The organism is Bacteroides sp. An51A, from assembly GCF_002161565.1.
GTDB lineage: Bacteria > Bacteroidota > Bacteroidia > Bacteroidales > Bacteroidaceae > Phocaeicola > Phocaeicola intestinalis.
This window is the reverse complement of record NZ_NFIC01000002.1, coordinates 1-24,729: the sequence shown is the minus strand read 5'-3', so window position 1 is coordinate 24,729 and position 24,729 is coordinate 1. Positions and strand designations below refer to the sequence as shown.

General features: G+C 45.1%; 21 protein-coding genes. 6 read left to right on the top strand and 15 right to left on the bottom strand.

Going from position 1 to position 24,729, the window contains the following annotated elements; genetic code table 11:
- Positions 1–226 precede the first annotated feature (226 nt).
- The 9 genes from B5G04_RS03790 to B5G04_RS03750 form a co-directional block, all read right to left on the bottom strand.
- Positions 227–1,756: a DUF6562 domain-containing protein gene (locus B5G04_RS03790; RefSeq protein ID WP_143270423.1), complete on the bottom strand. Its 1,530-nt coding sequence runs from the start codon at positions 1,754–1,756 to the stop codon at positions 227–229.
- Positions 1,757–1,837: 81 nt separating this feature from the next.
- On the bottom strand, positions 1,838–2,905 hold the full coding sequence (locus tag B5G04_RS03785) for a DUF6562 domain-containing protein (protein ID WP_087395865.1): 1,068 nt from the start codon (positions 2,903–2,905) through the stop codon (positions 1,838–1,840).
- Positions 2,906–2,928: 23 nt separating this feature from the next.
- A complete protein-coding gene (locus B5G04_RS03780; protein WP_239414035.1) occupies positions 2,929–3,621 on the bottom strand; it encodes a DUF3575 domain-containing protein in 693 nt (230 codons plus the stop codon).
- 186 nt (positions 3,622–3,807) lie between these two features.
- Entirely contained in the window at positions 3,808–6,411 is a 2,604-nt protein-coding gene (locus B5G04_RS03775) for a DUF4962 domain-containing protein (protein ID WP_087395861.1), read from the bottom strand.
- A 147-nt stretch (positions 6,412–6,558) separates the two neighbouring features.
- Positions 6,559–7,911, bottom strand: a complete 1,353-nt coding sequence (locus B5G04_RS03770) for a sulfatase-like hydrolase/transferase (RefSeq protein WP_087250764.1) — start codon at positions 7,909–7,911, stop codon at positions 6,559–6,561.
- Between the two features lie 319 nt (positions 7,912–8,230).
- The gene (locus tag B5G04_RS03765; protein ID WP_087209769.1) at positions 8,231–8,464 is read right to left on the bottom strand and encodes a hypothetical protein; all 234 of its coding nucleotides are present in this window, start codon (positions 8,462–8,464) and stop codon (positions 8,231–8,233) included.
- A gap of 104 nt (positions 8,465–8,568) precedes the next feature.
- Positions 8,569–8,793: a hypothetical protein gene (locus B5G04_RS03760; RefSeq protein ID WP_022039276.1), complete on the bottom strand. Its 225-nt coding sequence runs from the start codon at positions 8,791–8,793 to the stop codon at positions 8,569–8,571.
- A 100-nt stretch (positions 8,794–8,893) separates the two neighbouring features.
- Positions 8,894–9,673, bottom strand: coding sequence for a pyrroline-5-carboxylate reductase (gene proC, locus B5G04_RS03755; protein WP_255376610.1), 780 nt, complete (start codon positions 9,671–9,673; stop codon positions 8,894–8,896).
- 114 nt (positions 9,674–9,787) lie between these two features.
- Positions 9,788–10,234: a thioesterase family protein gene (locus B5G04_RS03750; RefSeq protein WP_022039278.1), complete on the bottom strand. Its 447-nt coding sequence runs from the start codon at positions 10,232–10,234 to the stop codon at positions 9,788–9,790.
- A 119-nt stretch (positions 10,235–10,353) separates the two neighbouring features.
- Between B5G04_RS03750 and B5G04_RS03745 the strand changes: the two genes are divergently transcribed.
- The 3 genes from B5G04_RS03745 to B5G04_RS19625 all read left to right on the top strand — a co-directional run bounded on the left by B5G04_RS03745 (position 10,354) and on the right by B5G04_RS19625 (position 13,999).
- Positions 10,354–11,637: an O-acetylhomoserine aminocarboxypropyltransferase/cysteine synthase family protein gene (locus B5G04_RS03745; RefSeq protein ID WP_087209762.1), complete on the top strand. Its 1,284-nt coding sequence runs from the start codon at positions 10,354–10,356 to the stop codon at positions 11,635–11,637.
- A 196-nt stretch (positions 11,638–11,833) separates the two neighbouring features.
- Entirely contained in the window at positions 11,834–13,630 is a 1,797-nt protein-coding gene (locus B5G04_RS03740; RefSeq protein WP_087250762.1) for a hypothetical protein, read from the top strand.
- A gap of 78 nt (positions 13,631–13,708) precedes the next feature.
- Positions 13,709–13,999: a hypothetical protein gene (locus B5G04_RS19625; RefSeq protein ID WP_158100032.1), complete on the top strand. Its 291-nt coding sequence runs from the start codon at positions 13,709–13,711 to the stop codon at positions 13,997–13,999.
- 54 nt (positions 14,000–14,053) lie between these two features.
- Here the strand turns inward: B5G04_RS19625 and B5G04_RS03730 are convergent, their stop codons facing one another.
- Positions 14,054–14,494 carry a DUF6078 family protein gene (locus B5G04_RS03730; RefSeq protein WP_022039281.1) on the bottom strand — a complete coding sequence of 147 codons (441 nt, stop codon included), beginning with the start codon at positions 14,492–14,494 and terminating at the stop codon, positions 14,054–14,056.
- A gap of 272 nt (positions 14,495–14,766) precedes the next feature.
- Between B5G04_RS03730 and B5G04_RS03725 the strand changes: the two genes are divergently transcribed.
- Positions 14,767–16,710: a glycoside hydrolase family 97 protein gene (locus B5G04_RS03725; protein ID WP_087396302.1), complete on the top strand. Its 1,944-nt coding sequence runs from the start codon at positions 14,767–14,769 to the stop codon at positions 16,708–16,710.
- Between the two features lie 65 nt (positions 16,711–16,775).
- Here the strand turns inward: B5G04_RS03725 and B5G04_RS03720 are convergent, their stop codons facing one another.
- From B5G04_RS03720 to B5G04_RS03705, 4 genes are all read right to left on the bottom strand, one after another.
- Positions 16,776–17,360, bottom strand: coding sequence for a hypothetical protein (locus B5G04_RS03720; RefSeq protein ID WP_022039283.1), 585 nt, complete (start codon positions 17,358–17,360; stop codon positions 16,776–16,778).
- A 14-nt stretch (positions 17,361–17,374) separates the two neighbouring features.
- Positions 17,375–17,854, bottom strand: a complete 480-nt coding sequence (locus B5G04_RS03715) for a sigma-70 family RNA polymerase sigma factor (protein ID WP_087212754.1) — start codon at positions 17,852–17,854, stop codon at positions 17,375–17,377.
- A gap of 286 nt (positions 17,855–18,140) precedes the next feature.
- On the bottom strand, positions 18,141–18,920 hold the full coding sequence (locus B5G04_RS03710; protein WP_087212751.1) for a radical SAM protein: 780 nt from the start codon (positions 18,918–18,920) through the stop codon (positions 18,141–18,143).
- Between the two features lie 173 nt (positions 18,921–19,093).
- Positions 19,094–21,118 (bottom strand): helix-hairpin-helix domain-containing protein, encoded by a 2,025-nt coding sequence (locus B5G04_RS03705; RefSeq protein WP_239414027.1) that lies wholly within the window; start codon positions 21,116–21,118, stop codon positions 19,094–19,096.
- A gap of 166 nt (positions 21,119–21,284) precedes the next feature.
- Here B5G04_RS03705 and B5G04_RS03700 point away from each other — a divergent pair, with 166 nt between their 5' ends.
- The gene (locus tag B5G04_RS03700; RefSeq protein WP_225226404.1) at positions 21,285–21,836 is read left to right on the top strand and encodes a DUF4294 domain-containing protein; all 552 of its coding nucleotides are present in this window, start codon (positions 21,285–21,287) and stop codon (positions 21,834–21,836) included.
- Positions 21,837–21,897: 61 nt separating this feature from the next.
- On the opposite strand, the gene B5G04_RS03695 is transcribed toward B5G04_RS03700, so the two are convergent.
- Entirely contained in the window at positions 21,898–22,437 is a 540-nt protein-coding gene (locus B5G04_RS03695; protein WP_022039080.1) for an RNA methyltransferase, read from the bottom strand.
- 442 nt (positions 22,438–22,879) lie between these two features.
- Here B5G04_RS03695 and nadA point away from each other — a divergent pair, with 442 nt between their 5' ends.
- Positions 22,880–23,872 carry a quinolinate synthase NadA gene (gene nadA, locus B5G04_RS03690; protein ID WP_087396300.1) on the top strand — a complete coding sequence of 331 codons (993 nt, stop codon included), beginning with the start codon at positions 22,880–22,882 and terminating at the stop codon, positions 23,870–23,872.
- The last annotated feature ends 857 nt before the right edge of the window (positions 23,873–24,729 follow it).

Sequence of the window (24,729 nt, the reverse complement as noted above, 5' to 3'; positions counted from 1 at the left end):
TACGAGCCAAGCCCGAAAGTTCATGCAAAGAGAATGTGTTCCCGAAACGTCCCGTATCGGTCACGCCGATTCGTTTCCATTCATTATTAACCGTTCATTTACCCCTCGGCATAACTTCACCGGTAAGTATCGAGACACAACCTCTAACGCACTAACTAACGAACCATAACACTATTCCAACTCTGTTTACAGTATGAGTCCGATGATACCATGAACAATTCCTTGATTATTCGAAGATGGTGACTACAGGGAATACCACAGCGGAAGCACCTGTTCCAATGGTTTCAGGACTACCTGATGTTCCATCTGTAATATTATAAATAATACCCTGAAGTCCTTCTGCGGTTACCGTAGAAGATGCGCAATAGTAATTACCCGTATAAGCAGCTTTCAGCGCAGCAATCAAGTCTGCATTTGTTGTAGCCAAAGCTGCCTGCAGCTGTGCAAGGGAAGGAATATACCATTCGCTCAAGTTTTCTGATGCTGTAGCTTCTACCAGACTGTTATTAAAGAATGAGTTGAACATCTGATAAGCTGTAGCATCACTTGCCGTTCCTAGAGCCGTTTCAATAGCAGTACTGAAAGCCAATCCAGCATATGCATTAGCAGCATCATCTGTTACTGCCAGACCCAAATCTGTATAAGTATCTACTCTGTTACGATTCGTAGCCTTATTTAATGACATGGCGTATGCCTCTACAGTCTTACCTTCTGCATAAGTAGAGTTATCATTTTGACCTCCTAATGCGAATACCACAGCGATAGCTTCTTCAGCAGTTGCTACTTTTTCACCATTGGCGTTAATATAGTCGCCTACTGCAAGCGGAGCATTCGGGTCAACGGGTTCAGCAGGTTGGTTTTCAAATTCATCACCGAAACTTACCGTTACGTCCATTTCACCGCCCGGTTGTCCCCCCGGAGTAAAGCCCATATCCACAATCATGTTTGCATCCAACGTCAAAGACTCAATTGTTGCTGTATAATCATCTACACCATCACCGCTTACTGTTAGAGTCATAGATGTTGCAAACTCTGTCTGATCTACCGGAGCAAAAACAAAGAGGGATGCCCATTCGCCGGCTTCCGCATCATCCATTGCACGTGCATCCAAACGAATTTCTTGTACAGTCGTTGTATTCGTTGTTCCAGTGAAAATGTCATAACCTCCAGGAATATTGAATCTACCTACAGCAATCGTAGTATATCCCTCGAATTCAGCAGGATCTTCAGCGCCTAAGTCAATACGGGTCAACGGACGAGTCAGTGTCGTACTTGTACTTGATGAAGGATCCAACACACCACAGAAAGCATCGGCTGCATCTGTAAAATGACGGTCGCGATTCGATTGATAAGTAATAGCAGGCAATGCTGTAGTATTGTAAACCCAATCGGGAGCCGTTTCTATCGTTTCTTCAGCACCTACTTGTACATAGTCTGCCCAAAATACGCATTGGTATGCTTCTTCCGGAGCAGTAAAAGAGAACGTTACATTGTCACCTGTAACTTCCTGAACATACTTCTGGTCTGCGATAGCCGCACCTTCGCCATCTACCAACTGCATGATACAACGGCGGGTAAATCCGTCTACTTCCGGCATGGCACGCGAAATGGGATTATTTTGTGGAATGTTTACCGATACGGTAACCGGACCGCTTACCAAACCATTAGCTTCGGTCGATACAATCTCTTCTTGGCTACATGATGCGAAAGACATCGCAAACATCGCCATCATCGAATACAAAAAACTCTTTTTCATGTGGTTAAGGTTTTAAATGATTATTACTATGTTTTTTAGGTTAATTAGTTCTTACTTTATCTTTGCGAATATATCTGTTTATCAATCCATGGGTACAATGATGTCTATTTCCCCATCATATTCTGAATCGATGCCGATTCCTCCACCTGGTTCATCCGGGTCGGGATCTTCGCCTCCCCCTTGCTCATAAGTGGTAAGAAAAGCTCCTGTCAGTACAGTATTCTTTCCCCGTTCGCAAGGTACATTCACTACCGAATTGGCAATGGTGACATTATCTGCATCAACGATTTCTATTTCCATCGGAACGGTATCGATTTCTTCCTCGTTGGATACAAATACATAATCGAACCCTACACGAAGTTCGTCAGTACCTTCCTCGGGCAATTCGAACGAAGTGTTATATTGCATGTACATCAGCGAGTGCTTAGGCACATTATCAAGGGCGTTATAGCCTACCGGCAAATAACCGCTATATTTGATACGCGCGGTAAACGTTTCGCCATTGACTTCACCATCGGCTATGCGCTGCAAGAACTTATCCACATCGGTGGCAATCAGTTCGTAACGTGCCACGGGACGTTGGAGCGTTACATCCTGCTCGACCACCGCTCCCCACTGGTCAGCGTAAGCGGTAAGGTCGAGGGATGTAGTGCCCACAAACACATCTTTATATTCAGTATTGCCCGTATGAGAAGCACGGTTCGGGATTACAGGTACCAGACTTTGGGTGTTGTAGTGCAAATCTTCTTCGGGAGTCTCGGCACTTACATAGTCTTTCCATACCACCAACTGGTACGAACGGGCATGCAGTTTCATGCTGACCGGCAAAGAAAGATGCGTGCGGTCGGTAATGTTCTCTACAAACACCTGTCTTGCCACAGGCTGGCGGTTGAAGTATGCCTCTACAATGAAACGGTGCAGGTAATCAGTATTGGCAGAAACCCGTGCACTGCTATTCTCTTCATTTCCCTGCTCGGGCAAGTTCAAGTCGAGCGTCAGGTTTACTTCCACATTCACTTCTGTCGGGTCTACACCCAGCTCGCCCTCGGCGGTCAGTTCGGGTTCCTCGTGCAAGGTGCAAGCAGCCATCAGCAAGGGTAATGCCAACAAGCCTGACCAAAACTTTCGTATATGTCTGTTTCTTTTCATGGAATGTTCGTTTTAAGTTCGTTTTAAAAACGGTAAACTAATGATGCACCTACCTTTGTCGGTCCCCAATAATGGCGGATGCGGGTGTCTATCTGCGCTCCGTTGTCTATATTATAATAGGTATCATACTTCATATTGGCATATCCGAAGCCTACGGTAAACTCTGCTCCCCAATGCTCGGACAAGGGAAGCTTATACCCGTAGCTCAATCCGGCTCCTACCAAGGGGCGTCCGGTATCCTGATAACGGCGGTCATCCCATTTCAGGTTATACCATCCCACATGGGCATGCAAGCCGAAGAAATGGCCTTTGCCGGTTTCCTGCCCCATCCACCAACGCAGTTCGGGCTGGATAGCGGCTATGCGCAACGCCTTGTCGGGTTTCGCATCCCACAAGCTCCACATCACCGGGATATCTACCGTCATGCGGGAATGCACCTGCACTTCGTAGTCCAAATTCAATACACCGATGGCATCGTAAGCAATGTTGGTCTTCAGCGCCATATAACGTCTGTCTGAAACAGATACGGTTTTCTTGTCTTTCTTGCGCTTTTCCGAAGCACGGGCTTTGCCTTGCTCTTTGGCTGGCTTCTCTTTTGTTTGTGCCACATTCTTTTTCGCCTGTGCTACATTCTTTTTCGCCGAAGGATTGTATACCGCAGTTTCTTCGGGTAAAGCCGAAGTCTGTATGCGGGGCTTCTCTACCGCTTGCGCCATTGCCCCTAAGGGCAACGCCGCTACGGCAAGAGTAAAGCAGGTATGTAAAAATCGTATTTTTAATCTCATGGCTGTAAATAAGTTTTTTAAGTTCTTAAGTTTGTGGGTTCTTGAGTTTTTAAGTTTGTGAGTCTTTGAGTTCTACAAACTAAAAAACTTAAAAACTCAAAAACTAAAAAACTAAAATTATATTTCCAAGTCGGGCACTACGTCACGCATGGTGGTCACATACCCGTTCTCGTTCACCACGGTTTCTTCTCCTTTATACGTAATGCTTACATCGTCTTTCGTGCTGCGGATGAAGAACGAAGGCGCTCCGCTTGCCGAGACATTCACGCTGATGAGCCAGCCTCCTGCCTTAATGCGTCCGTCGGAAAGGATTTCGGGGTCTTTTGCCGGATACTTCAAGGCATGCGTATTGATAATCGTGGCAAAGCGATATACCTTTGCTTTTTCTGATTTCGCCGTAAAGTGCCAATGGTTCGGGTATTTCTTAAACTTTCCCTTATCGTCTGCACGGAGCCAGTTGACCGGCGGAACAAAGAACTGGCTTGTCGTATCGGTCTGCAAGGTTCCGGTAGAGAAGATGTAAGCATCCGATGCGCCACCCCGTCCCGACAAGCCTTGCACATGCACAAAGCGCGGATTGGAAGTATCTACCGTCATCGGCTGTGCCGTAGTATGCAACATAAAGGTATAATCAGCCGGTTTTGAAGCTTCCAGTTCGTCATAGATAAAGATAAATCCGGTCTTTCCCAAATTGACGATATGCCGGCGGAACTTGGTGAGGGGCACATCGTCCCAACCGTTTTCAGGCGTGTATTCCACATCCGAAACCTTGCCACGCTCTAACCACAGCGGAGAAATCACTTTTCCGTAAGCGTTAGAAGCATCGCCCAACACATAACCTATTTTGTCACTACAATAGTAACGGGGAATCCAACCGTATCCTTCGGTACCAATGCGTTGCCCCATACCGTTTACCAAAATGGTGTTGTGAGCGCGGGTCGCACGGTGGCACAACATGCTGTGTACGTCGGTAAACTCGATGTGATGGCCACTGCTATAGAAAATAGGCTTTCCTCCGTAGAACGTATTGAACGCATTCTGATTCGCCAGCGCATGGGAAGTGCTTCCATACGGGCTGCTCCGGAAGCTCCACATCGCATTGCCTCCTACACGGTCCCAATTGGTCTGGTACGAAGCCAAACCTGTTTCGGGGAACACTCTTCCGAAAGGCAAGGCAGTCAATCCCGGACCTTCGGGCAACGGCTTGTCGCATTGCAGACGGAACCAAGCCAAATCGCCGGGCTTGTTCAGCAACGCTTTCTTCATGTATTCAGGCTCAACCTTCAACGTGCGGCGCACAAAGTCGGCGGCAAACGAGTTGTTGGTCAGCTTAGCCAGTGCATCCAGGTAACTGATACGGATGCTGTTGGGGCGTCCTACATTCTGATGAGAGCTGCCGTTTCCTCCCGATTTGGAGAACGGAGGCTGCTGGTAAATGGTATACATGATGTTGTTGGTATACCAAGGATCGCTGAAGAAATCATATCCCGTCAGATTGCTATAATAATAAGGCACTTCTATCAGCGTACGGGTATTGACCGTAAAATATGAATCGCCGTTGTGCCAGCCGCCGTCTTCGTTCAGCCCGGGGAAACGTGCCCGCCATACATTGTAGCAATAATCCGTCCATGTAGCGGCTTCAGGCAAATCGCCATACGTGGCAAATGCAGCCATTGTCAGGATGCGCAGGGTCATCTGCCAGATGTGGTTTTCGGCGATATGGTTTTCCAGATAGTTATTGAAATGCTTATACATGGCTCCGCCTTTCTCCCGGATGGCATCCAGCAAGGTTTTCTTCTGCGCGTCGGTCAGCAACTCGTAAAACGAGTCATACGCCATGGAGCAAAGCGAAAGCAATGCCGAAGCGTTGAAGTCTCCTTTCACATTCTTATCCTTATCCCAGTCGGTCATCTCCAAGACACGTTTAAGAGCCTCATCGGCATACTTCCGGTCTTTCGTCAACAGGTAAGCACGAATCAGCGCCTCGGTATTCCCTTCCTCGGCATCAATGATGCGGCGGCTCTCACGGGTAAGGTACGAATTGATTTGCATCTGGTTCGTGAGGTTCTTCACCTGACTGGTATTGATATCCTTCACCGTTTTCATCGGGGTCTGCATCACCTTATCGGCACGCTCCAGATACCATTGGTATTCTGCTTTCGGCTTTGCCTGTGCGATAAACGCATCCCAGCCTGCCTTCTGCACCCATATACGAGGATGGGTTGCAGGCACCTTGGCGATGGCTTCCTTATAAGAAGGCGGACAGAACTTCTTCGGGTTATCCCCCACCGTAAGTTCCTGCGTACTTTGCCATTCTACCTGCTCGGCTTCATTTACATAGCCGTATTGCCAATACCATTTCCCGGGCGCAAGGTCTTTATCAGGATTATAGAAAGGCCAGCGGGTTTCCACCTGCTTGACATCTTTCTTAAACTCTTTGTCACGGGCATAACGAAGCTGATAGTGTAATGTCGTTTTGTCCACCTTACGTACAGATTTCGCGTCCATGCCGTCCAGTATATCCGCATTGATATTGGCATCGGCACGAAGCGGCCATTGGAAAGAGACATAACGGTCGTCCACCACCGCCTTATCTTTCGGATAAGGAGTGGCACGCATTTCATGCATCAAGGTGGTTTCGGTCAGCCTGATGTTCGTCTGGGCAGACGCCCCTACGAAGAATGCGCTCCATAGTAATGCTAAATAAAAGGTCTTCTTCATCGGTGTTTTTGTTTTTTTCGTTGTTGCAAAAATAACCAATACTTCGCTGATAGGCTTACACAAATGTTTTGTTTTCATTCAAAATCCAGCAAAGAATGTTCGATATTGTCTAATACATTTTTAAATTTGTGCAAAATGTCTGTTCTTTTAATCCTTTGGAATATATTTCTCTTTGAAATGAGTGGCTGCAGACGGATGGCAACGCATCCATTCGTCAAGCAAGGCACGATGCTCACGAACAATGGTTGAATACTTTTCTTCTACTGCCAGATTACGCATTTCTCCCCGGTCGGTACGCATATCGTAAAGCTGCTCGCGGTTCTTTCCGGTATCATACAAGACGTATTTATAATAAGGTGTACGCACCATCCAGCCCAATGTGCCTGCAGTCTCTCCGAAGAAGGTTTCGGTCACCACGTACGGGCGGTGCGCCTTTGCCGTATCTCCCTCCTCTGCCACCTCACGGAAGCTGACTCCCTGACGTCCCGAAGGCACTTCCACTTCCGCCCAGTCGCATACGCTCGGCATCAGGTCTTCTCCATTATTGATGAACTGGGGCAATACCTTTCCCGCATTCTTCCCGCTGGGAAGGCAAACGATAAAAGGCACGTTCACCACCTCTTCATACAGGGCGGTTTTCTGGTTCCATTGGTGTGCGCCGCATCCGTCTCCGTGGTCGCTGGTAAAGATAACCACGGTATTCTCCCACAAGCCCTGCTTGTCCACCTCATCCAGAATCTTCCCGATTTCCTTGTCCACCGCTTCAATCAGGCGGTAATACGCATTGCGGTACCGACGCCAGTCGTCCGGCGTGAAAGTCACGGTCGGATAAAGCCGATGGTTCTGCCTGCGCTCGAAAGCCAGGGCGTCGGCATCATACGGATTGACCGCAAAATTGGCAGGCAAGCCGGGACAATCTTCAAGCGCCGGCTCTTCGAACGAAGCATAGGGCGGATTCTGATGACGCGCATACTCGCAAATGTTATGCGGATTATCGAAAGAGGCGACCAGGAAGAAAGGCTGTTCGGAATTGCGACGCAAGAAGGCAACACATGCCTCGGCAAGACCGAAATCATTATGCCCGTGCAGGTTCTCGAAACCGAAAGCCTCCTTCGCCGGCAAGGAATTGGTATGCGCGTGCCATTTCCCGGCATATGCGCATTCGTATCCGCTTTCTTCCAATAACGTGCCCAATGTCCGTGTGCGAATAGAGTCGGGCATGGGTGTCCCGTTCTCGGTCAGTCCCACCTGACCGGGCGTGTATCCCGTAAACATGGACGAACGCGAGGGACCGCTCAAGGGCATGCTGCAATAAGCGTTCGAGAAACGCACGCCCCTCTGGGCAAGCCGGTCCATATTGGGGGTATGCACCTCTTCATTTCCGGCACAGCTCATTGCCGTAGCAGTCTGCTGGTCGGTCATAATATAAAGGATATTGGGTCGCTCCTGTGCCATCAGTGCAGCAGGGGCAAAGAGGGAATAGATAATAAATGGTTTCATAGCGATTATCGTTTTTGACAAAAGTAACCGTTCTCCCTCAAAAACGACTTCAACAACCTGCAACGTTCTTTCAAATCCGTGCACCGGCTTTCACTTTTATGCAAAATACTTTCGAATCTGTACAATTCTGCCAAAGATGGTACTTCCGGAAGATTTTTATAAGTAACTCGCCTATATCATGGCACACAGACGCTATTTTAATGTGCCAATGAATAATAAGGGCAATGTGCTAATTTATTCTCACATTAGCACATTGTTTATTTGTCTCTGTGTATTCTTGCATAGTCTGTGTCCAATGATAGCATCAACAAATCTTGATTTAAACGAGATACCTCTTCCTCAGATACTTCACCCACTCCTGGTGCTTGCATGACTTGAATACCTTTTCTATCCTATCAAACAGCCATTCGTAAGTCAAATCAATGAAAGTATCTTTGCCTACATCGGTAAGCAATGATTTATATTCGGGTATGGCATACTCGCGGAAATGCTTGTTGCCTTGTGGGTAAAGATGGATATGGTGAAAATACTGAATATCTCCTTTGCACAGCATACCCCTATATGTGATTACGCCAAATTTGTCGCAAATGATTAGCTTTTATGAAAGAAACAATGTCTAATTCCCCGAACCATTATGCTGTTGTTATTATTCAGATATCACATCACTTGAACCAAACGGAGGTAAAAGGCGATGATACAGACCAGATCGATAACCAACGCTATGACCGACCACTTGATGAACAGTTTCTTTTTCTTCACCACACCATACACAATACCGATAATTGCCGAGACCAGTATGCCGGCAGCTATCCCGAAGATGCCTTGTACCGCAAGCCCCACCAGTATCAACAGAGCCATGGTTATCAAAATGTTGTTTCTCATATTTGTTTAAGGAGTTAAGGAGTTAAGAAGTTAAGAAGTTAAGGAGTTAAGAAATCAGATGCATTACTATTGACTTTTAACTCCTTTAACCTTTTTTTAATCAGATACTTGCTTTAATGGCTTTGATAACCGCCGAAGTAAACCCATCGTGCTCCAGCGAGTTAACGCCCTTAATGGTGATACCACCCGGTGTGGTAACCTTCTCTATCTCCAGTGCCGGATGCGTGTCTTCGTTTTCCAACAAAAGACGTGCCGCCCCTTCTACGGTCTGCGCCACCATCTTCATGGCGTCTTTCGGACGGATGCCTGCTTCCACACCTGCCTGCATGGCTGCCTGCACATACTTCAGCACGTAAGCAATGCCGCATGACGTAAGCGAAGTGGCCGCCGCAAGCTGTTTTTCTTCTATCAACATGGCAAGCCCCATTTCATTGAACAAGTCCAACATTGTCAGTGTCTGTTGTTCGGATGCATTCCGGCAGGCTATCAGTGTCATACTTGCCCGCAAAGAGATAGCAGTGTTCGGAATAATACGAAACATTGGCATTTCGGGGTCTACAAAGTGGGCAAGGTCTTCGAAAGTCATCCCTGCCGCTACCGATACCAATACCTGAGGCTGGCGCAAACGCAAAGGCTTCAATACTTCTTCTACCTTCCAAGGCTTGACCGCTACAATCACCACATCGGCATCTGCCGCTTCGTGATTGTCTGTACTGACCTGTATTGCCGGAAATTCGACTTTCAGCTTTTCCAATTTGGGCATACTTGGATTGGTCACCGTGATGTCCTGTACCCGCACGTAATGTCCTTGTGCCAGCCCACGGGCAATGGCTCCGCCCATATTGCCGGCTCCGATAATTGCTACTTTCATGTCTGTTATTCTTTTTAGAAACGCAGATTTTCGCAGATGTTTTTATTCAATAGTCAGTGAAATAAAATTTCAATCTGCGTTAATCTGTGAAAAATCTGCGTTTCCCCACATTATTAAATCTATTTACAATGGTTTCGAAAGTTCCTCCAACGACTTTCCTTCATATTCGCAAATGGTCTGCTTGAACGAATCAGGAAGTTCTACCGGTTCTTTGGTTGCCACGTCATAACCTACCATTACCGTACGGCACTGGCATTTCAGTACACCACTCGCCTTGTTGACGGCACGCTGCAACAAAGTAAAACTTTTATGTCCCAAATGAATGACTGTAGTTTCGATATACAACTCATCCGAGAAAAATACCGGAGCCAGGAAATCGGCATTGATGTTAGCCACTACGATACCTAGTGTGTTCCACTCCTTATCACCGAACACATCGCGCATATACGATGTCTTTGCCAAATCGTAAATGGAAAAATACGACGAATTGTTCATGTGACCATACTGGTCGACATCACTAAAACGAATCTGCACCGGCATCACATGCCTGTATGTAAGTTTTGTTGCCATATCATTTAAACTTTGTTCACCTCAAATATATATCTTTTTTTCCGTAAAACGCAACAAGTGCAGCATTTATTTCTTATTTTTGCGCACAATGCAATGAAATCAACTAATAGACATAAATAATGGAACAGAAATTAAGCAAAGAAACCCTCTGCGTACAGGCAGGATGGACTCCCAAGAACGGCGAGCCCCGTGTAGTGCCCATCTATCAGAGCACAACCTTCAAATATGACGATAGCGACCAGATGGCACGCTTGTTCGACCTGAAAGATACCGGATATTTCTATACCCGCCTGCAAAACCCCACCAACGATGCCGTAGCTTCCAAGATTGCTGCACTGGAAGGCGGTGTAGGTGCCATCCTTACTTCATCGGGGCAGGCGGCAAACTTCTATGCCGTGTTCAACATCTGTGAAGCAGGCGACCATATCGTCTGCTCGTCTACCATCTATGGCGGTACGTTCAACCTCTTCGGTGTCACCCTAAAGAAACTGGGTATCGAATGTACCTTCATCGATGCCGATGCGCCCGAAGAAGAAATCGACAAGGCTTTCCAACCCAATACCCGCTGTATGTTCGGTGAAACCATCTCGAACCCCAGCATCAATGTGCTCGATATTGAGAAATTTGCCCGCATCGCCCATAAGCATGGCGTACCACTTATCGTAGACAACACCTTTGCTACCCCCATCAATTGCCGTCCCTTCGAGTGGGGAGCCGACATCGTGACCCATTCCACCACCAAGTATATGGACGGACACGCCACTTGCGTAGGCGGTGTCGTAGTAGATAGCGGAAACTTTGACTGGATGGCACATGCCGACAAGTTCCCCGGACTGACTACTCCCGATGAGTCTTATCACGGACTGACCTATGCCAAGGCATTCGGCAAGATGGCATACATCACCAAACTTACGGCACAACTGATGCGCGACCTAGGCTCCATCCCTTCACCAATGAACGCTTTCCTGCTTAATTTGGGACTGGAAACCTTGCACTTGCGTGTACCCCGCCATTGCGCCAATGCCCAGAAGGTAGCCGAATGGTTGGAAGCCAACCCGAAAGTGAAATGGGTAAACTATTGCGGCTTGAAGAGCAACAAGTATTACGAACTGGCACAAAAATACCTGCCCAACGGTTCATGCGGTGTCATTGCTTTCGGTCTGAAAGGCACACGCGAAGATGCCGTGAAGTTCATGGATAGCCTGAAGCTGGCATGTATCGTGACCCACGTGGCAGATGCCCGTACCTGTGTCTTGCATCCGGCAAGCCATACCCACCGCCAATTGAGTGATGAGCAATTGATAGAAGCCGGCGTAGCTCCCGACTTGATTCGTCTCTCGGTAGGCATTGAAAACGTAGACGACATCATCGCCGACCTCGAACAAGCATTGCAAAGTATTTAAATGAAGAATGAAGAATTTGTTGATAGCTTGTCACGCCGGATTTGCAATCCGAAACCGTTTGCTAATGATGCGGATTACAAATCCGCAAATAGGATTACGCCGGATTACAAATCCGGCGTGACAAAGATTCTTCATTCTTAATTCTTCATTCTTCATTCAAAAGATTCTTCATTCAAAAAAATTCTTCATTCACCCCATGGCTCCAAACACCTGGTACACTCAACGCATAGACGAAACTTTACGACAACTTTCCCAAACCAAGACACAGATTAACCGCATCAGCCTGCTGCGCGTCCTGCTCTTTGTGGCAGGCTTTGCAGGACTGATTTTGTTTTATCGTTCCGGCACGTGGGCGGTAGTGCTCACCGTGTGCTGCACCTTCCTGCCTTTTTTTATCTTGGTCAAGGTACACAACCGGCTTTATTTCCGCAAGGAACAGTTAGAAACCCAACTCAAGCTGAATCAAGATGAACTGAAAGGACTGGAAGGCGACTATTCGGTTTTCGACGAAGGGCGCGAGTTCATCGATGCCGGACATCCTTACTCGTACGACCTCGACCTCTTCGGACGCAAATCGCTCTTTCAGGCCCTCGGACGTACCTGCACGCATATCGGGAAACAAACTCTTGCCACATGGATGCAACATCACCTGACAGAGAAAATCGCTATCGAAACCCGTCAGGAAAGCATCCGCGACATGAGCCGGCGGATGGAGTTCCGTGAAGCATTCCGTGTGACCGGTTCCATCAACCGCGGCGCGGATTCCGATGAAGAAGAGATAAGCCGCTGGAGCTGGACTCCTTCTGTCCTGCAACACCTGTGGTGGGTGAAACTCTGCCTTTGGGCTGTACCCGGCATCAATATCCTGCTGCTTGCGCTCGGATTGCTGCATATCCTTTCACTCAGCTGGTTCGGAATGATGTTTACCGTCTTCGTCATCCTCAGCTTCGGACTTATCCAGCGGGTAACCCTGATACAGGAAAGCTACGGAAAGAAGCTGAAAACCCTGAACCGCTATGCCAGACTGATAACCCTTGCCAAAGGAGAAACGTGGCAAGCCCCTGCCCTGCGTGAACTGACCGATAAGCTGGACATCGACGGACATTCTCCCGCCGAAGCCCTGACGCAACTCTCGAAGGAACTGGACCGCCTCGACCTGCGCAACAACCAGCTCCTGTATGTCATCTTAGAGGGAAGCATGTTCTTCCAGCTCCGGCAAATCGTGCGCATCGAACGCTGGAAGGCACGCTATGGGAAATACCTCATGGGCTGGCTGGAAGCCGTAGGCGAACTGGACGCACTCTGCTCGCTCGGCACCTTTGCCTATAATCATCCGGCATACACCTATCCGACAATTACCAATCAGCCGTTCTGTTTCCTTGCCCGCAACATGGGACATCCGCTCATGCCCGAAGCCCAATGCGTGAAAAATGATGCCACCATCCCCTCACGCCCTTATTTCCTGATTATTACCGGAGCCAATATGGCAGGCAAGAGCACCTACCTGCGCACCATAGGTGTCAACTACCTGCTGGCATGCATGGGCTGCCCCGTGTGTTGCGAAAGCCTGACGCTTTATCCTGCACAACTCATCACCAGCCTGCGCACCACCGACTCACTCTCGGACAACGAATCTTATTTCTTTGCCGAACTGAAACGCCTGAAACGCATCATCGACCTGCTGGACGAAGGACAGGAACTTTTTATCATCCTCGACGAAATACTGAAAGGGACGAACTCAGCCGACAAGCAGAAAGGCTCGCTCGACCTTATCCGCCAGTTCATGCGCCTGAAAGCCGATGGCATCATCGCCACCCACGACCTGCTATTGGGCACACTTGCCGACCAATTCCCCGAATATATCCGCAACTATTGCTTCGAAGCAGACATCAAGGATAACGAGCTGACCTTCTCCTACTGCCTGCGCGAGGGCGTGGCACAGAACATGAACGCCTGCTTCCTGATGCGGAAAATGGGGATTACCATCAGCTGATGGAAATGTCGGAGAAAGACACGGAGACATGCACTTGCTTGTGAAAACCCTTAGAAGCTGTTTTGAATTTATCGTGCGATGATTTGGGATGAGTTTTTGAGGCATTTTCGCTTCTGTGATGAGGAAGATAGCGGGCTATCTGACGAAGAACAGGAGCGAAAAGGACCAAAAAATCGCCCAAAGCACACACGAAAACAGATACATCAAGCCAAGAAAAACTTTTTGGAGAAATTCAAAACAGCTTCTTATATTGCATTGCATTCTCCCACGCAACAGGAAAGCTTTCCGCACGCAATAAATGTTTCAGCTAGTTTTATTGCATTGAAACTAAAGTTTCATTGCAATAAAACTAAAGTTTCAATTATATAAAATCACCGATGAACTTATATTAGTGAATAAAGGCACCGGCATACATACAGCTTATCATTCTTTTTTCCAAGTGTATTCGTACTGGCAATAATCGTATTCCGGTTCTTCAGCGATGCCATATTTACGGAATACCATGCGCACGTAGTCTTGTGCCTGAGGCGTGAAAGCCCTTTCGTGCCGCTTCAGCCGATAAAACAAATTTTTCCCGAAACTGCACAACAAGTCATTCTTTATCGCCATCGCCTTCTCGTGCATCAGTTTGTCGAACATCTTGCTCCAGCCGTAAGCGTACTTCACCGGCGTATCATCAAGAAACTCAGTGCACTTCTTTCCCGTCTGCTTCCATTGGGGGTTGAGCATGCAGACGTAACGCACGTCTTCCGGAATGAATTTCGTCACCTGATAACGCAAGCACTTGTCCGCGCGCTTGCAATTCCCGTTCAGGCAATGCCCGAACCTCTTCGGCACGATGCTGTAATCTAATTCTTTTATCATGATAAAGAAAAACTTTTTGTAGAAATTCAAAACACATTCTTACACAAAGGAACAATTTTATTAGGAAACAAGCAAGCCGAAAACAAAAATATTCACCACAGAGGCCACAGAGTACCACAAAGGAAAAATTTAAAAGACTCTGTGTACCTGTGGTGAGAAAATGCACAAAGCTATACCGCAACAGTATAAGCAGAACAGATTTGCATATCCGGAAAATTATTGATAACTTGTCGCCATATTTCAAATACCAGTAAAAACAAGATTGAAACATGATGAAGAAACAGGCATTTTTATTACTCCTTGCCTTGGATACCTCTCCGGCATGGGCGCAACAAGCCACCGTATCAGGTCCTGATAACCAACTCAAGGTAGACATTACGGTAGAAGCAGGTACCCCGTTTTATTCTGTAACCTACAAAGGCAAGACCATGCTGGAAAAATCACCGCTGGGTTTCGTATCCAATGTAGGCGACTTCAGTCAAGGGATGACTTACATAAGCCAGAAAAACCGCACCCTCGAAGAAACTTACCGGATGGACCGCACCAAACAATCGGAAGTAAACTACCGTGCCAATGAACTGACCGTCACCCTGCAGAATGCAGAGCAGAAACCGATAGACGTGACTTTCCGGGTGAGCGACAACGATGTAGCTTTCCGCTACGAAATACCCCGTTACGGCGATACGGGCAGTATCGTCATCGAACGCGAAACAACAGGGTTCGATTTTCCTTCGTATACCACCACCTTCCTTACGCCACAAAGCGACCCGATGATAGGTTGGAAACGCACCAAACCCAGCTACGAAGAAGAATACACACCTGATGCCCCACTGACCACCCGCTCGCAATATGGCCACGGATTTACCTTCCCCGGCCTGTTCCGCATCGGTGAAGACGGATGGGCATTGGTCAGCGAGACCGGAGTAGATGACAGATATTGTGCCTCACACCTGAGCGATGCCACTACAGAAGGTTTGTTTACCATCGCCTTCCCTATGCCGGAAGAGAATAACGGAAACGGAACAACAACGGCAGGACTGGCACTTCCGGGTACAACACCCTGGCGTACGATTACGGTAGGCGACGGACTGAAACCAATCGTGGAAACTACTGTGCCTTGGGACGTAGTAAAACCCCGTTTCACTTCCGGACATACTTATAAATATGGCAAAGGGACCTGGAGCTGGATTGTATGGCAAGACGCCAGCATCAATTACGATGACCAAGTGCGCTACATCGACCTGGCTTCGGCTATGGGATTCAACTATGCCCTGATAGACAACTGGTGGGACACAAACATCGGACGTGAAGGGATAGAAAAACTGGTAAAGTACGCACGTTCGAAAAACGTAGAACTGTTCTTATGGTATAGTTCAAGTGGCTATTGGAACGACATCGTGCAGGGACCTACCAACCGGATGGACAGCCCCATTGAGCGCAAACAGGAAATGAAATGGATGCAGAAAATCGGAGTGAAAGGCATCAAGGTAGACTTCTTCGGAGGCGACAAGCAGGAGACCATGCGCCTGTACGAATCCATTCTGAGCGATGCCGACGACTACGGCCTGATGGTTATCTTCCACGGCTGTACCCTCCCGCGCGGTTGGGAACGCATGTATCCCAACTATGTGGGAAGCGAAGCAGTACTGGCTTCGGAAAACTTGATATTCAATCAACACTTCGATGATATGGAAGCTTTCAATGCCTGCCTGCACCCGTTTATCCGCAATACCGTAGGCTGTATGGAATTTGGCGGCACCTTCCTGAACAAGCGTTACAACCGCACGAATGATGGAGGAACCACCCGCAAAACTACCGATATATTCCAGCTTGCCACGGCGGTTCTCTTCCAAAACCCGATTCAGAACTTTGCCATCACGCCAAACAACCTGACCGATGCTCCCCAACTGGCTCTCGACTTCCTGAAAGAAGTGCCCACTACCTGGGACGAAACAGTATTCCTTGACGGTTATCCGGGCAAATATGTCGTACTGGCACGCCGCCACGGAGACCGTTGGTACATAGCCGGTATCAATGCCGGAAAAGAACCGTTGAAGCTAACCTTAAATCTTCCAATGTGCCAGAAAGGCGATAAAGTATCGTTCTACTCAGATGCAAAAGACCGTACGCCCCAACTGGAACAACAAGAGATAAAGAAACCAGCCGAAGTAAAAGTAACCATCCAACCCGAAGGTGGCGTGATATGGGTGAAATAAAAAAATAACACACCAACACGAAGACACAAAGGATATTTCATCCATGTGTCTTCGTGTCTATTGTATCAATTCATCCGGGTATATTCTTCAATGTCACGGATAGCTTCTTTTGCCTTGCGACGAACGCTGACAAGATGCGACACACCTAAAATGGCTCCCAAAATGAAACCTGCCGTACCGCCATAACAGATAATTTCTCCTCCGACTTTCGGGTAACTCTCCACCATAAACCAGGCAATCCAGCAAAGGGCAAACGGTATGCCGAAATAAAGCCACCTTACTCCCAAACGATTCATGCGCACCAGTGCCTTGCTGACATCCAATAAGTTTGCAGCTGCTATTTCCTGCGCACTGATTCCCCGATGATTATAACGCTGAAAATACCAGGCAACCAGCAAGAAACAAGAAGTAAACACACAAAAAATCCACGAGTAACCCATCAGAATGAAATATACGTTGCAATAGACAAGGGCAAACCCAATCAACACATAAACGGTTTTCTTCTTCCGGTCAATATAAGAAACCTTGTCTTGCGTAGATTGCCTGATAAGTTTTTCGCTGACAATGGTTTCTTTCTCCAACTTAGCTTTCAGCAATTGTATTTGCTGCCGCATATCTTCCAGTTCGAAACTCTCTGAACGATTTTCCATAATGATGCATGTTTTTAATGGTTCGACATTTTTTTCAACTCTTCTTTGATACGATACAGGCGCACGGATACATTCTTAGCCGAAATCCCGACAATCTCGCCTATTTCTTCGTAACTGATATTCTCCAGCCACAACAAAACAATGGCACGGTCGAATGGCTTGAGCCGATGGATGCGGTCATACAACCGTCGGATTTGCCGGGCATCTTCATCTTTATCCTCAAACAAATTGATGTCCATGACAAGCGGAAGAGCAGCCCGTTTCTTCTTTTTCCTTTCGTAAGAAATGCATGTGTTAAAACTGACCTTCCATATCCACGTATCCATACTGCTGAGGTGTCTGAACGAACTGTACCCTTTCCATAGGTTGATGAGCACTTCCTGAAACAGGTCACTGACCTCATCGGAATCTTTCGAAAACATAAAACATACCGTATAAATGGTATTTTTATGCTCTTTCACCATTTGCGCAAATGTTGTATCCAATGTTTCCATATCCTTTAAAAGTTGTTTTTTAACCATTAGACGCAGCAACCAACGGGAAAACTACACAAAAATAGACATTTTTTCTACAAAATATGCTGGTGAATTAAGATAATTACTAGAGAGGAAAAGCACAAAAGTACTGGAAAAAAGAAAATGCTATGCTACTAATGACGAATTTACAATTTGTCATCATATCTTCGTTTGTCGGATACGGTTCAGACACAAAGCAAAAGACTTTCACTTCATCGATTTCAGATTTATGCCTTGTTTCTTTCTACCACCGTACCCGATTCATTTAATAAGAAGCACTTGCCCGGAGACCAGCCTGTTCCAAGAGAGTCACGATGCGATCGAGTTCTTCGTGAGTAGCTTTCTGAAGAAAACTATCGGGCGTTTCTCTATCTATTGTATAAATCATCACCTGACGGGGAGCTATTGCCTTTACTACTTCCAGCCACGGGAGAACGAAAACATCCGAAGTATTGTCTACATCTTCGCCTTCATCAGTCTTTCCTTTCAGAAACATGGTCTGGATAATCAGATTGCCTTGGAAAGCCTTCATTCCTTCAATGATGCGATTTACATCGTATGAACCTGCCGGACGGTCTACCTTATTAATATAAGCAGTATCTACCGTATCCAGCTTCAGAATGTTATTGTCTACCCGGCACAACGCTTCGAACACTTCAGGACGATGTATTTGGGTAGAATTGCTCAACACACTTATTCTGGCATTAGGGAAATAACGGTTACGCAAGGTAATGGTATCTTCGATGATTTCCTTAAAATGCGGATGAAGCGTAGGTTCACCATTACCGGCAAAAGTCAAGACATCAGGAGCAGGACCATTTGCCTGCATATTTATCAGACGGCGTTCCAAAGCATTGTACACTTCTTCGCGTGTAGGAAGTTTCGCATGAGGACGATGGTCTTTATTGTATCCGCACTCGCAATAAATGCAATCGAACGTACAACATTTCCCGTCAGCGGGCAAAAGATTAATGCCTAGCGATACACCCAGCCGACGGCTATGAATGGGTCCGAAAATGGGAGAAGGATAAATGATGGTAGACATAAGCTTTCACATGTTTCTATTCGCATGCAAATATACAATAAGTAACGCAGATTGATGCAGATGAATGCGAATAAAATGAAGATAACTTCATAGACAGCTTCAGAGGCAGCTTCAGATAACTGCTACCGCTCGCACAGATAACTGAAACGGCAAAGTAATATATCTTCAGCTTATCACCATTTCAAACGCACCTGCACCTGTAAGTCCGCCTTATCACTTCCTTGTATTTCTTCAGTACCCGAACTGATACGGTTCCGGTCTTGATAGTGTGTCCATCCCCATTTGGCTTGAATCATCAGACGGTTCTTCCACGTATATTTCAAGTTGATTGCCATACGGGTACCTTTGCCATAAAACGAATTCATCGAAAAAGCATAGAGCAATCCGGGTTCGTAAACATAGATTCGGGAATTATAATCTTGCGTATGAAACCAAGTACCTGTCAATGATACCTGAACAGGAATTGGAGGAATACTTCCTTTCACCGTACCGCTCACATATCCCCCTTTCGATTTTTCCCGTCCGTTATACGAAGTCATCACTCCCTCTCCTACTCCTTTCAACGAAAGATATGCACTTGGCGCATACGAACATTGGTAATGCAAACGTTGCCTTACGTAAGGCAATACAAACTTTGTTTCATCAGGAGAAGTATAGTTTTTAGCCTTGTTCTTATAAGTATACTTTATTAACATCGAGAGTGAATTTGATGGTGAATAACTTAATTGGCATAATCCGTCGAATCCCGATGTATGGTCACGGTCCACCTGATACTTTCGATAGAAAAAATGAAAGAAATCACCGTAACACAAAAACTTGAACTGTCCTAAAAAACTGGTTTCCAATCCTAAATAAGCTCCTGTCTCGTTTTGAAGTTTCGAGTTTTCTCCGAAAGCATTCCCATAAAGCGACTGATAACGCTTGTCATAATACCGGTGAATAAGTAAAATATTAGTATGAACAGCCGGTTGATAACAGAGTGCATGAAGCGTAGCAACTTTTCCATGCTTATCTACAGCAGTCTCTCCTGAAAATGTAAACCGGTTCAGAAAGAATTTATAATAAACACCTGCATTATAAAAATACATTCCACGTGGATAATACAAATTATAATCACGTGCATCAGGATTCAACATCTTGTTAAAACGATTATACACAGCAGTTAATCCAAATTCTGTGTATTTCCCATTATAAGTTAAATTACATCCAGTCAAGTGATTGGATACCGTATGTTTCTTCTCCATATCTTTTTTCAACCGATGATATCCATCAGTTTTCAACGACCTTATAAACCCGTTTTCAACACGTGCATCCTGCTTCCTGAACGAATAAAAAGCAGATACATTCCAGCGTCTGCCCAGTTGATAAGTGGCAGCTATCCCTTGCAGGTACTCCCCTTCTCCCACTGAAGTATATTTGGTAAATCCTTGTCCGAAACGGTTCTGGTTTATCATTCCTTTTCCTAAAGTAAAACTTCCTATGTTCAACACCAGTCCATACCCGAAATTAGCCTTAAAATTACCAATGGCCAATGTCTTGAGACGTTTAAAATTGGAAAGAAATACATATCCCGAATAGGAATCATATCCTTTCCGGTTGTATTGCACGAAAAAAGGTTCTCCTGCATCCTTCTCTGCGGTCAGTCCGATATATATCTGATTACGATACTGAAAACGATAACGTATATTATGGTAAAACGGATCGCCATAATACCGTTTGTTAGGACTTTCAGCCAAGGTTTCTTCATCGTAACCGGCATACCCTGCCTTAGTGTTGAAAGGAATGTCCAAGCGTGTTAATAACTCTTGTTTATTGTATTTCCACAAGTTTTTCCATTTAAGTCTATCTTTTTCATTATCAGATGGTCCGATGTAGATAAAGTCGGTTAAAAACTTTCGTGTCTGCCAGTCCATTCCCTCTATTCCCAACAGTTCATTTTTGGTAAGCATTGGTCCGTATTTGTAGATATAATACAAGATATTCTCTATCATCCGGTCGGATAAAAATGGTAATTGCTCCAATTCTTCCTTAGTAATGGTATTGATATTAAAAGGATGTTCAGCTATTTCGCTCAACTCTTCATATTTTTCCTGCCAGCCCGCCAGTTCTTCAGGAGCTGCTATGTCTTCATTCCATTCCAGCCAGTCCGATTGTGCCAACAAGGGTGTTAATACACAAACAATTGATAGACAAAACATAAATAATCGTTTCAACATGGTATTCACAAGTTTTCAACAGAGATAAATACGTTAATTTTTCGTATAAGCTCTGTTCGGGTTTAACTACAAGTCATTATTATTTCTATTTTTGCGCATTATGAAAAAAACTCTCTACATAGCACTGGTTCTGTTTTTGGTTTTCGCGATGAGAACCAAAGCACAAACACATTCGGGTACTGCCTCAATGTACAAAGTACCTGTGTGTGTGTACAACGGAGATACTATACCTCATATAACGCTGAGAACCATCTATGTTTACCCCGAACTGCATTTTAAAAACAAACGCCAAAGAAAATATTACAACAAACTGGTAAGGGATGTAAAAAAAACCCTGCCATTGGCAAAAGAAGTAAACCGTGCCGTAATCGAAACTTATGAATACCTGATGACGCTTCCCGATGAAAAAGCTCGCGAACGCCATATCAAAAAAGTAGAAAAAGGACTGAAAGAGCAATACACTCCACGTATGAAGAAACTAACATTCTCGCAAGGGAAACTGTTGATAAAGCTGGTGAACCGTGAGTGTAACCAGTCATCCTATCAACTGGTAAAAGCATTTATGGGACCTTTCAAAGCAGGATTTTACCAAACTTTCGCTGCACTCTTCGGTGCCAGCCTGAAAAAAGAGTATCATCCCGAAGATGAAGACAAACTGACTGAACGGGTTGTGGTACTGGTGGAAAACGGACAATTATAAAGTTTATAGAAACACAGATCATCCAAACCACGTATCTGTGTTTCAGCGTTCAAACTGCATGTCACTTCGCCAACTCCTTAGCAAATTCCCATAAAATAATCCCTGCTGTAACTGACACGTTCAAAGAGTGTTTGGTGCCGAATTGGGGGATTTCGATGCATCCATCACACATATCCACAACCTCTTGCTTTACTCCTTTTACTTCATTTCCCAACACTACAGCATACCTTTTATCTGTTTCCAAAACCAGTTTGTCTAACATCGTACTTCCCTCGCATTGTTCAATAGCAAATACAGTATATCCCATCGTATGCAATTCATTTACAGCATCCTCGGTATTTTTAAAATATTTCCAGTCAACTGTATATTCGGCTCCAAGTGCTGTTTTATGCATTTCCGGATGTGGCGGAGTAGCCGTAATGCCACATAGATAAATACTGTTTACCAAAAAAGCATCCGATGTACGGAATACCGCACCTATATTGTGTAAACTTCTCACCTCGTCTAACACGACGACAAGAGGAAGTTTTCGGGATTCCTTAAATTCGTCTACCGTCAGACGGTGCATTTCGGTTACTTTCAATTTTCTTAATGTTCCCATAATTGCTGAATTATGATGCAAAGATAAAAAGTATATTCATAACCCAGTTGAAAACGGTTGAAAACCTGTAAAAAAAGAATGCATAGAAAATAAAAACTTTATCTTGGTTTATTCGGATAAATCTTTATAGACAGATGAAATCGAACTTTCAAAAAAAGAAAAAGAAAAGTTTCATCACAGGTTTAAACAGATTTTTTAATAGAAAATACCAAGACCATTAAGAGAAAGTTTTTAACTTTGCCACATATCAACTGTAAGTGAATAGCAGACATAAATAATGCATAATCAGATTATAAGCCTGTTGATGAACACTTGATAGCAATACAACATGAACTTATAACTTAAAAAACAAGATTTTTGCCTGATTTTTACGAACATTATCAACGGGATATTATAACAATCATAGATTTTCTTAAAAAAGAAAAGATTTAAAAATATGAATATGAAAAAAGAAGAATGGTTGAAAAAGGGATATGCTGATGAAGCTATCGACAAAGGTATGGACTTGAAAGCCGAAATCAGACGTTTGTGTAAAGAAAAGAATGCCGTTATTTTAGGGCATTTCTATCAAGCTGATGAAATACAAGAAATAGCCGATTTTATAGGAGACAGTCTGGCATTGGCACAATGGGCTGCTAAAACCGATGCGGATATAATCGTAATGTGTGGAGTACACTTTATGGGTGAAACAGCGAAAATCCTTTGTCCGGACAAGAAGGTGTTGATTCCTGATTTGAATGCAGGATGCTCGTTGGCGGATAGTTGTCCGGCAGACGAATTTGCCCGGTTCGTCAATCAGCATCCCGAACATGTGGTTATTTCATACGTAAATACCAGTGCCGCGGTGAAAGCATTGACCGATGTGGTGGTAACTTCTACAAACGCCAAGCAAATCGTTGAAAGTTTTCCTCAAGACCAACCGATAATTTTTGGTCCTGACAAGAATTTGGGGAACTATATAAATTCTGTAACCGGAAGAGATATGTTGCTGTGGGATGGTGCATGTCATGTGCATGAAAAGTTTTCCGTTGAAAAGATTTTAGAACTGAAAAAGCAGTATCCTGATGCTGCAATACTGGTGCATCCCGAATGTAAAGGACCAGTTGTGAAATTAGCAGATAAAGTAGCTTCTACTGCCGGACTATTGAAATATGCTGTAGAGAGTGATAAGAAAAACTTTATTGTAGCTACAGAAAGTGGCATTCTTTATGAAATGCGTAAAAAATGTCCGGATAAAAATTTTATACCTGCTCCACCAGAAGATAGTACATGTGCTTGTAACGAATGTAATTTTATGCGATTGAACACACTTTCTAAACTGTATAATACGTTGAAATATGAGTGGCCGGAAGTGAAGGTTGATGGAAAGATAGCTGAAAAAGCCATTAAACCCATACAAAAGATGTTGGACATATCTGCTAGATTGGGTTTGTAAAAAAGATTTGTTAAAAACTTTAGGGTATGCTGGCAAATTTCTTAAAACGTATTATAAAACATCTATTTGTTATGAAAAAGCTTGCATATTCCGTAGAAGTTCGTACCTTTGTACTGTGTTTTTCATAGTATTAGATTTAAGGTTAACAAAGGTTGGAGTACAGCGGTACTCCTTTTTTTATGTCCGTACGTTTGGTCCGGCTTCTTTTTGATAGTCCCACTATTCTTGTGGATTTCCCAGATTCAAGCATGCCTTTTGATGAACATAAGTGGGTTGCCCGTTTCACATAAGTACCCCTGCCGTTTCACATAAGTGGTCCTGCCTTACCACTTATGTCCGTCAGGATGTGTGGGGATGTTTTTTTTGTCCTGTGTGCCCCTCGCGCGCGTATAATTATATTAATGAGTACCCGTTTCAGCCATTTTTCATCAGTTTTAAGAATATTCGTCCTGTAATATGTTGTATGGCAGCATTTTGCGTTTATATGTGTAAAAAAGTTCAGAAAAAAGTTTCCATATTGCTTGCAGTTCCGGTAAAAAGGCGTACCTTTGCAACCGCTTTCCGAAAGGGACGCCGCCTGAAAGGGTGACGGTCGGCGGGGCGGCGAAAAAATATTCCGAAAAATTTGGAGGAATGGAAAAAACGCCTTAACTTTGCAGACGCTTTCCCTCAAAAACGGGAGCAAGATCTTTGATATGATTTGGATACAGGAAACGCAGTACGAAAAGTGAATGACGTGAAGGTTAGAAAGATGTAACCGGACCTGGACAGGAAAAAAAGCGCCTTGCCTTTCTTTTTTTGGGGAGGCAGGCGATGAAAAGATATTTTACAATGAAGAGTTTGATCCTGGCTCAGGA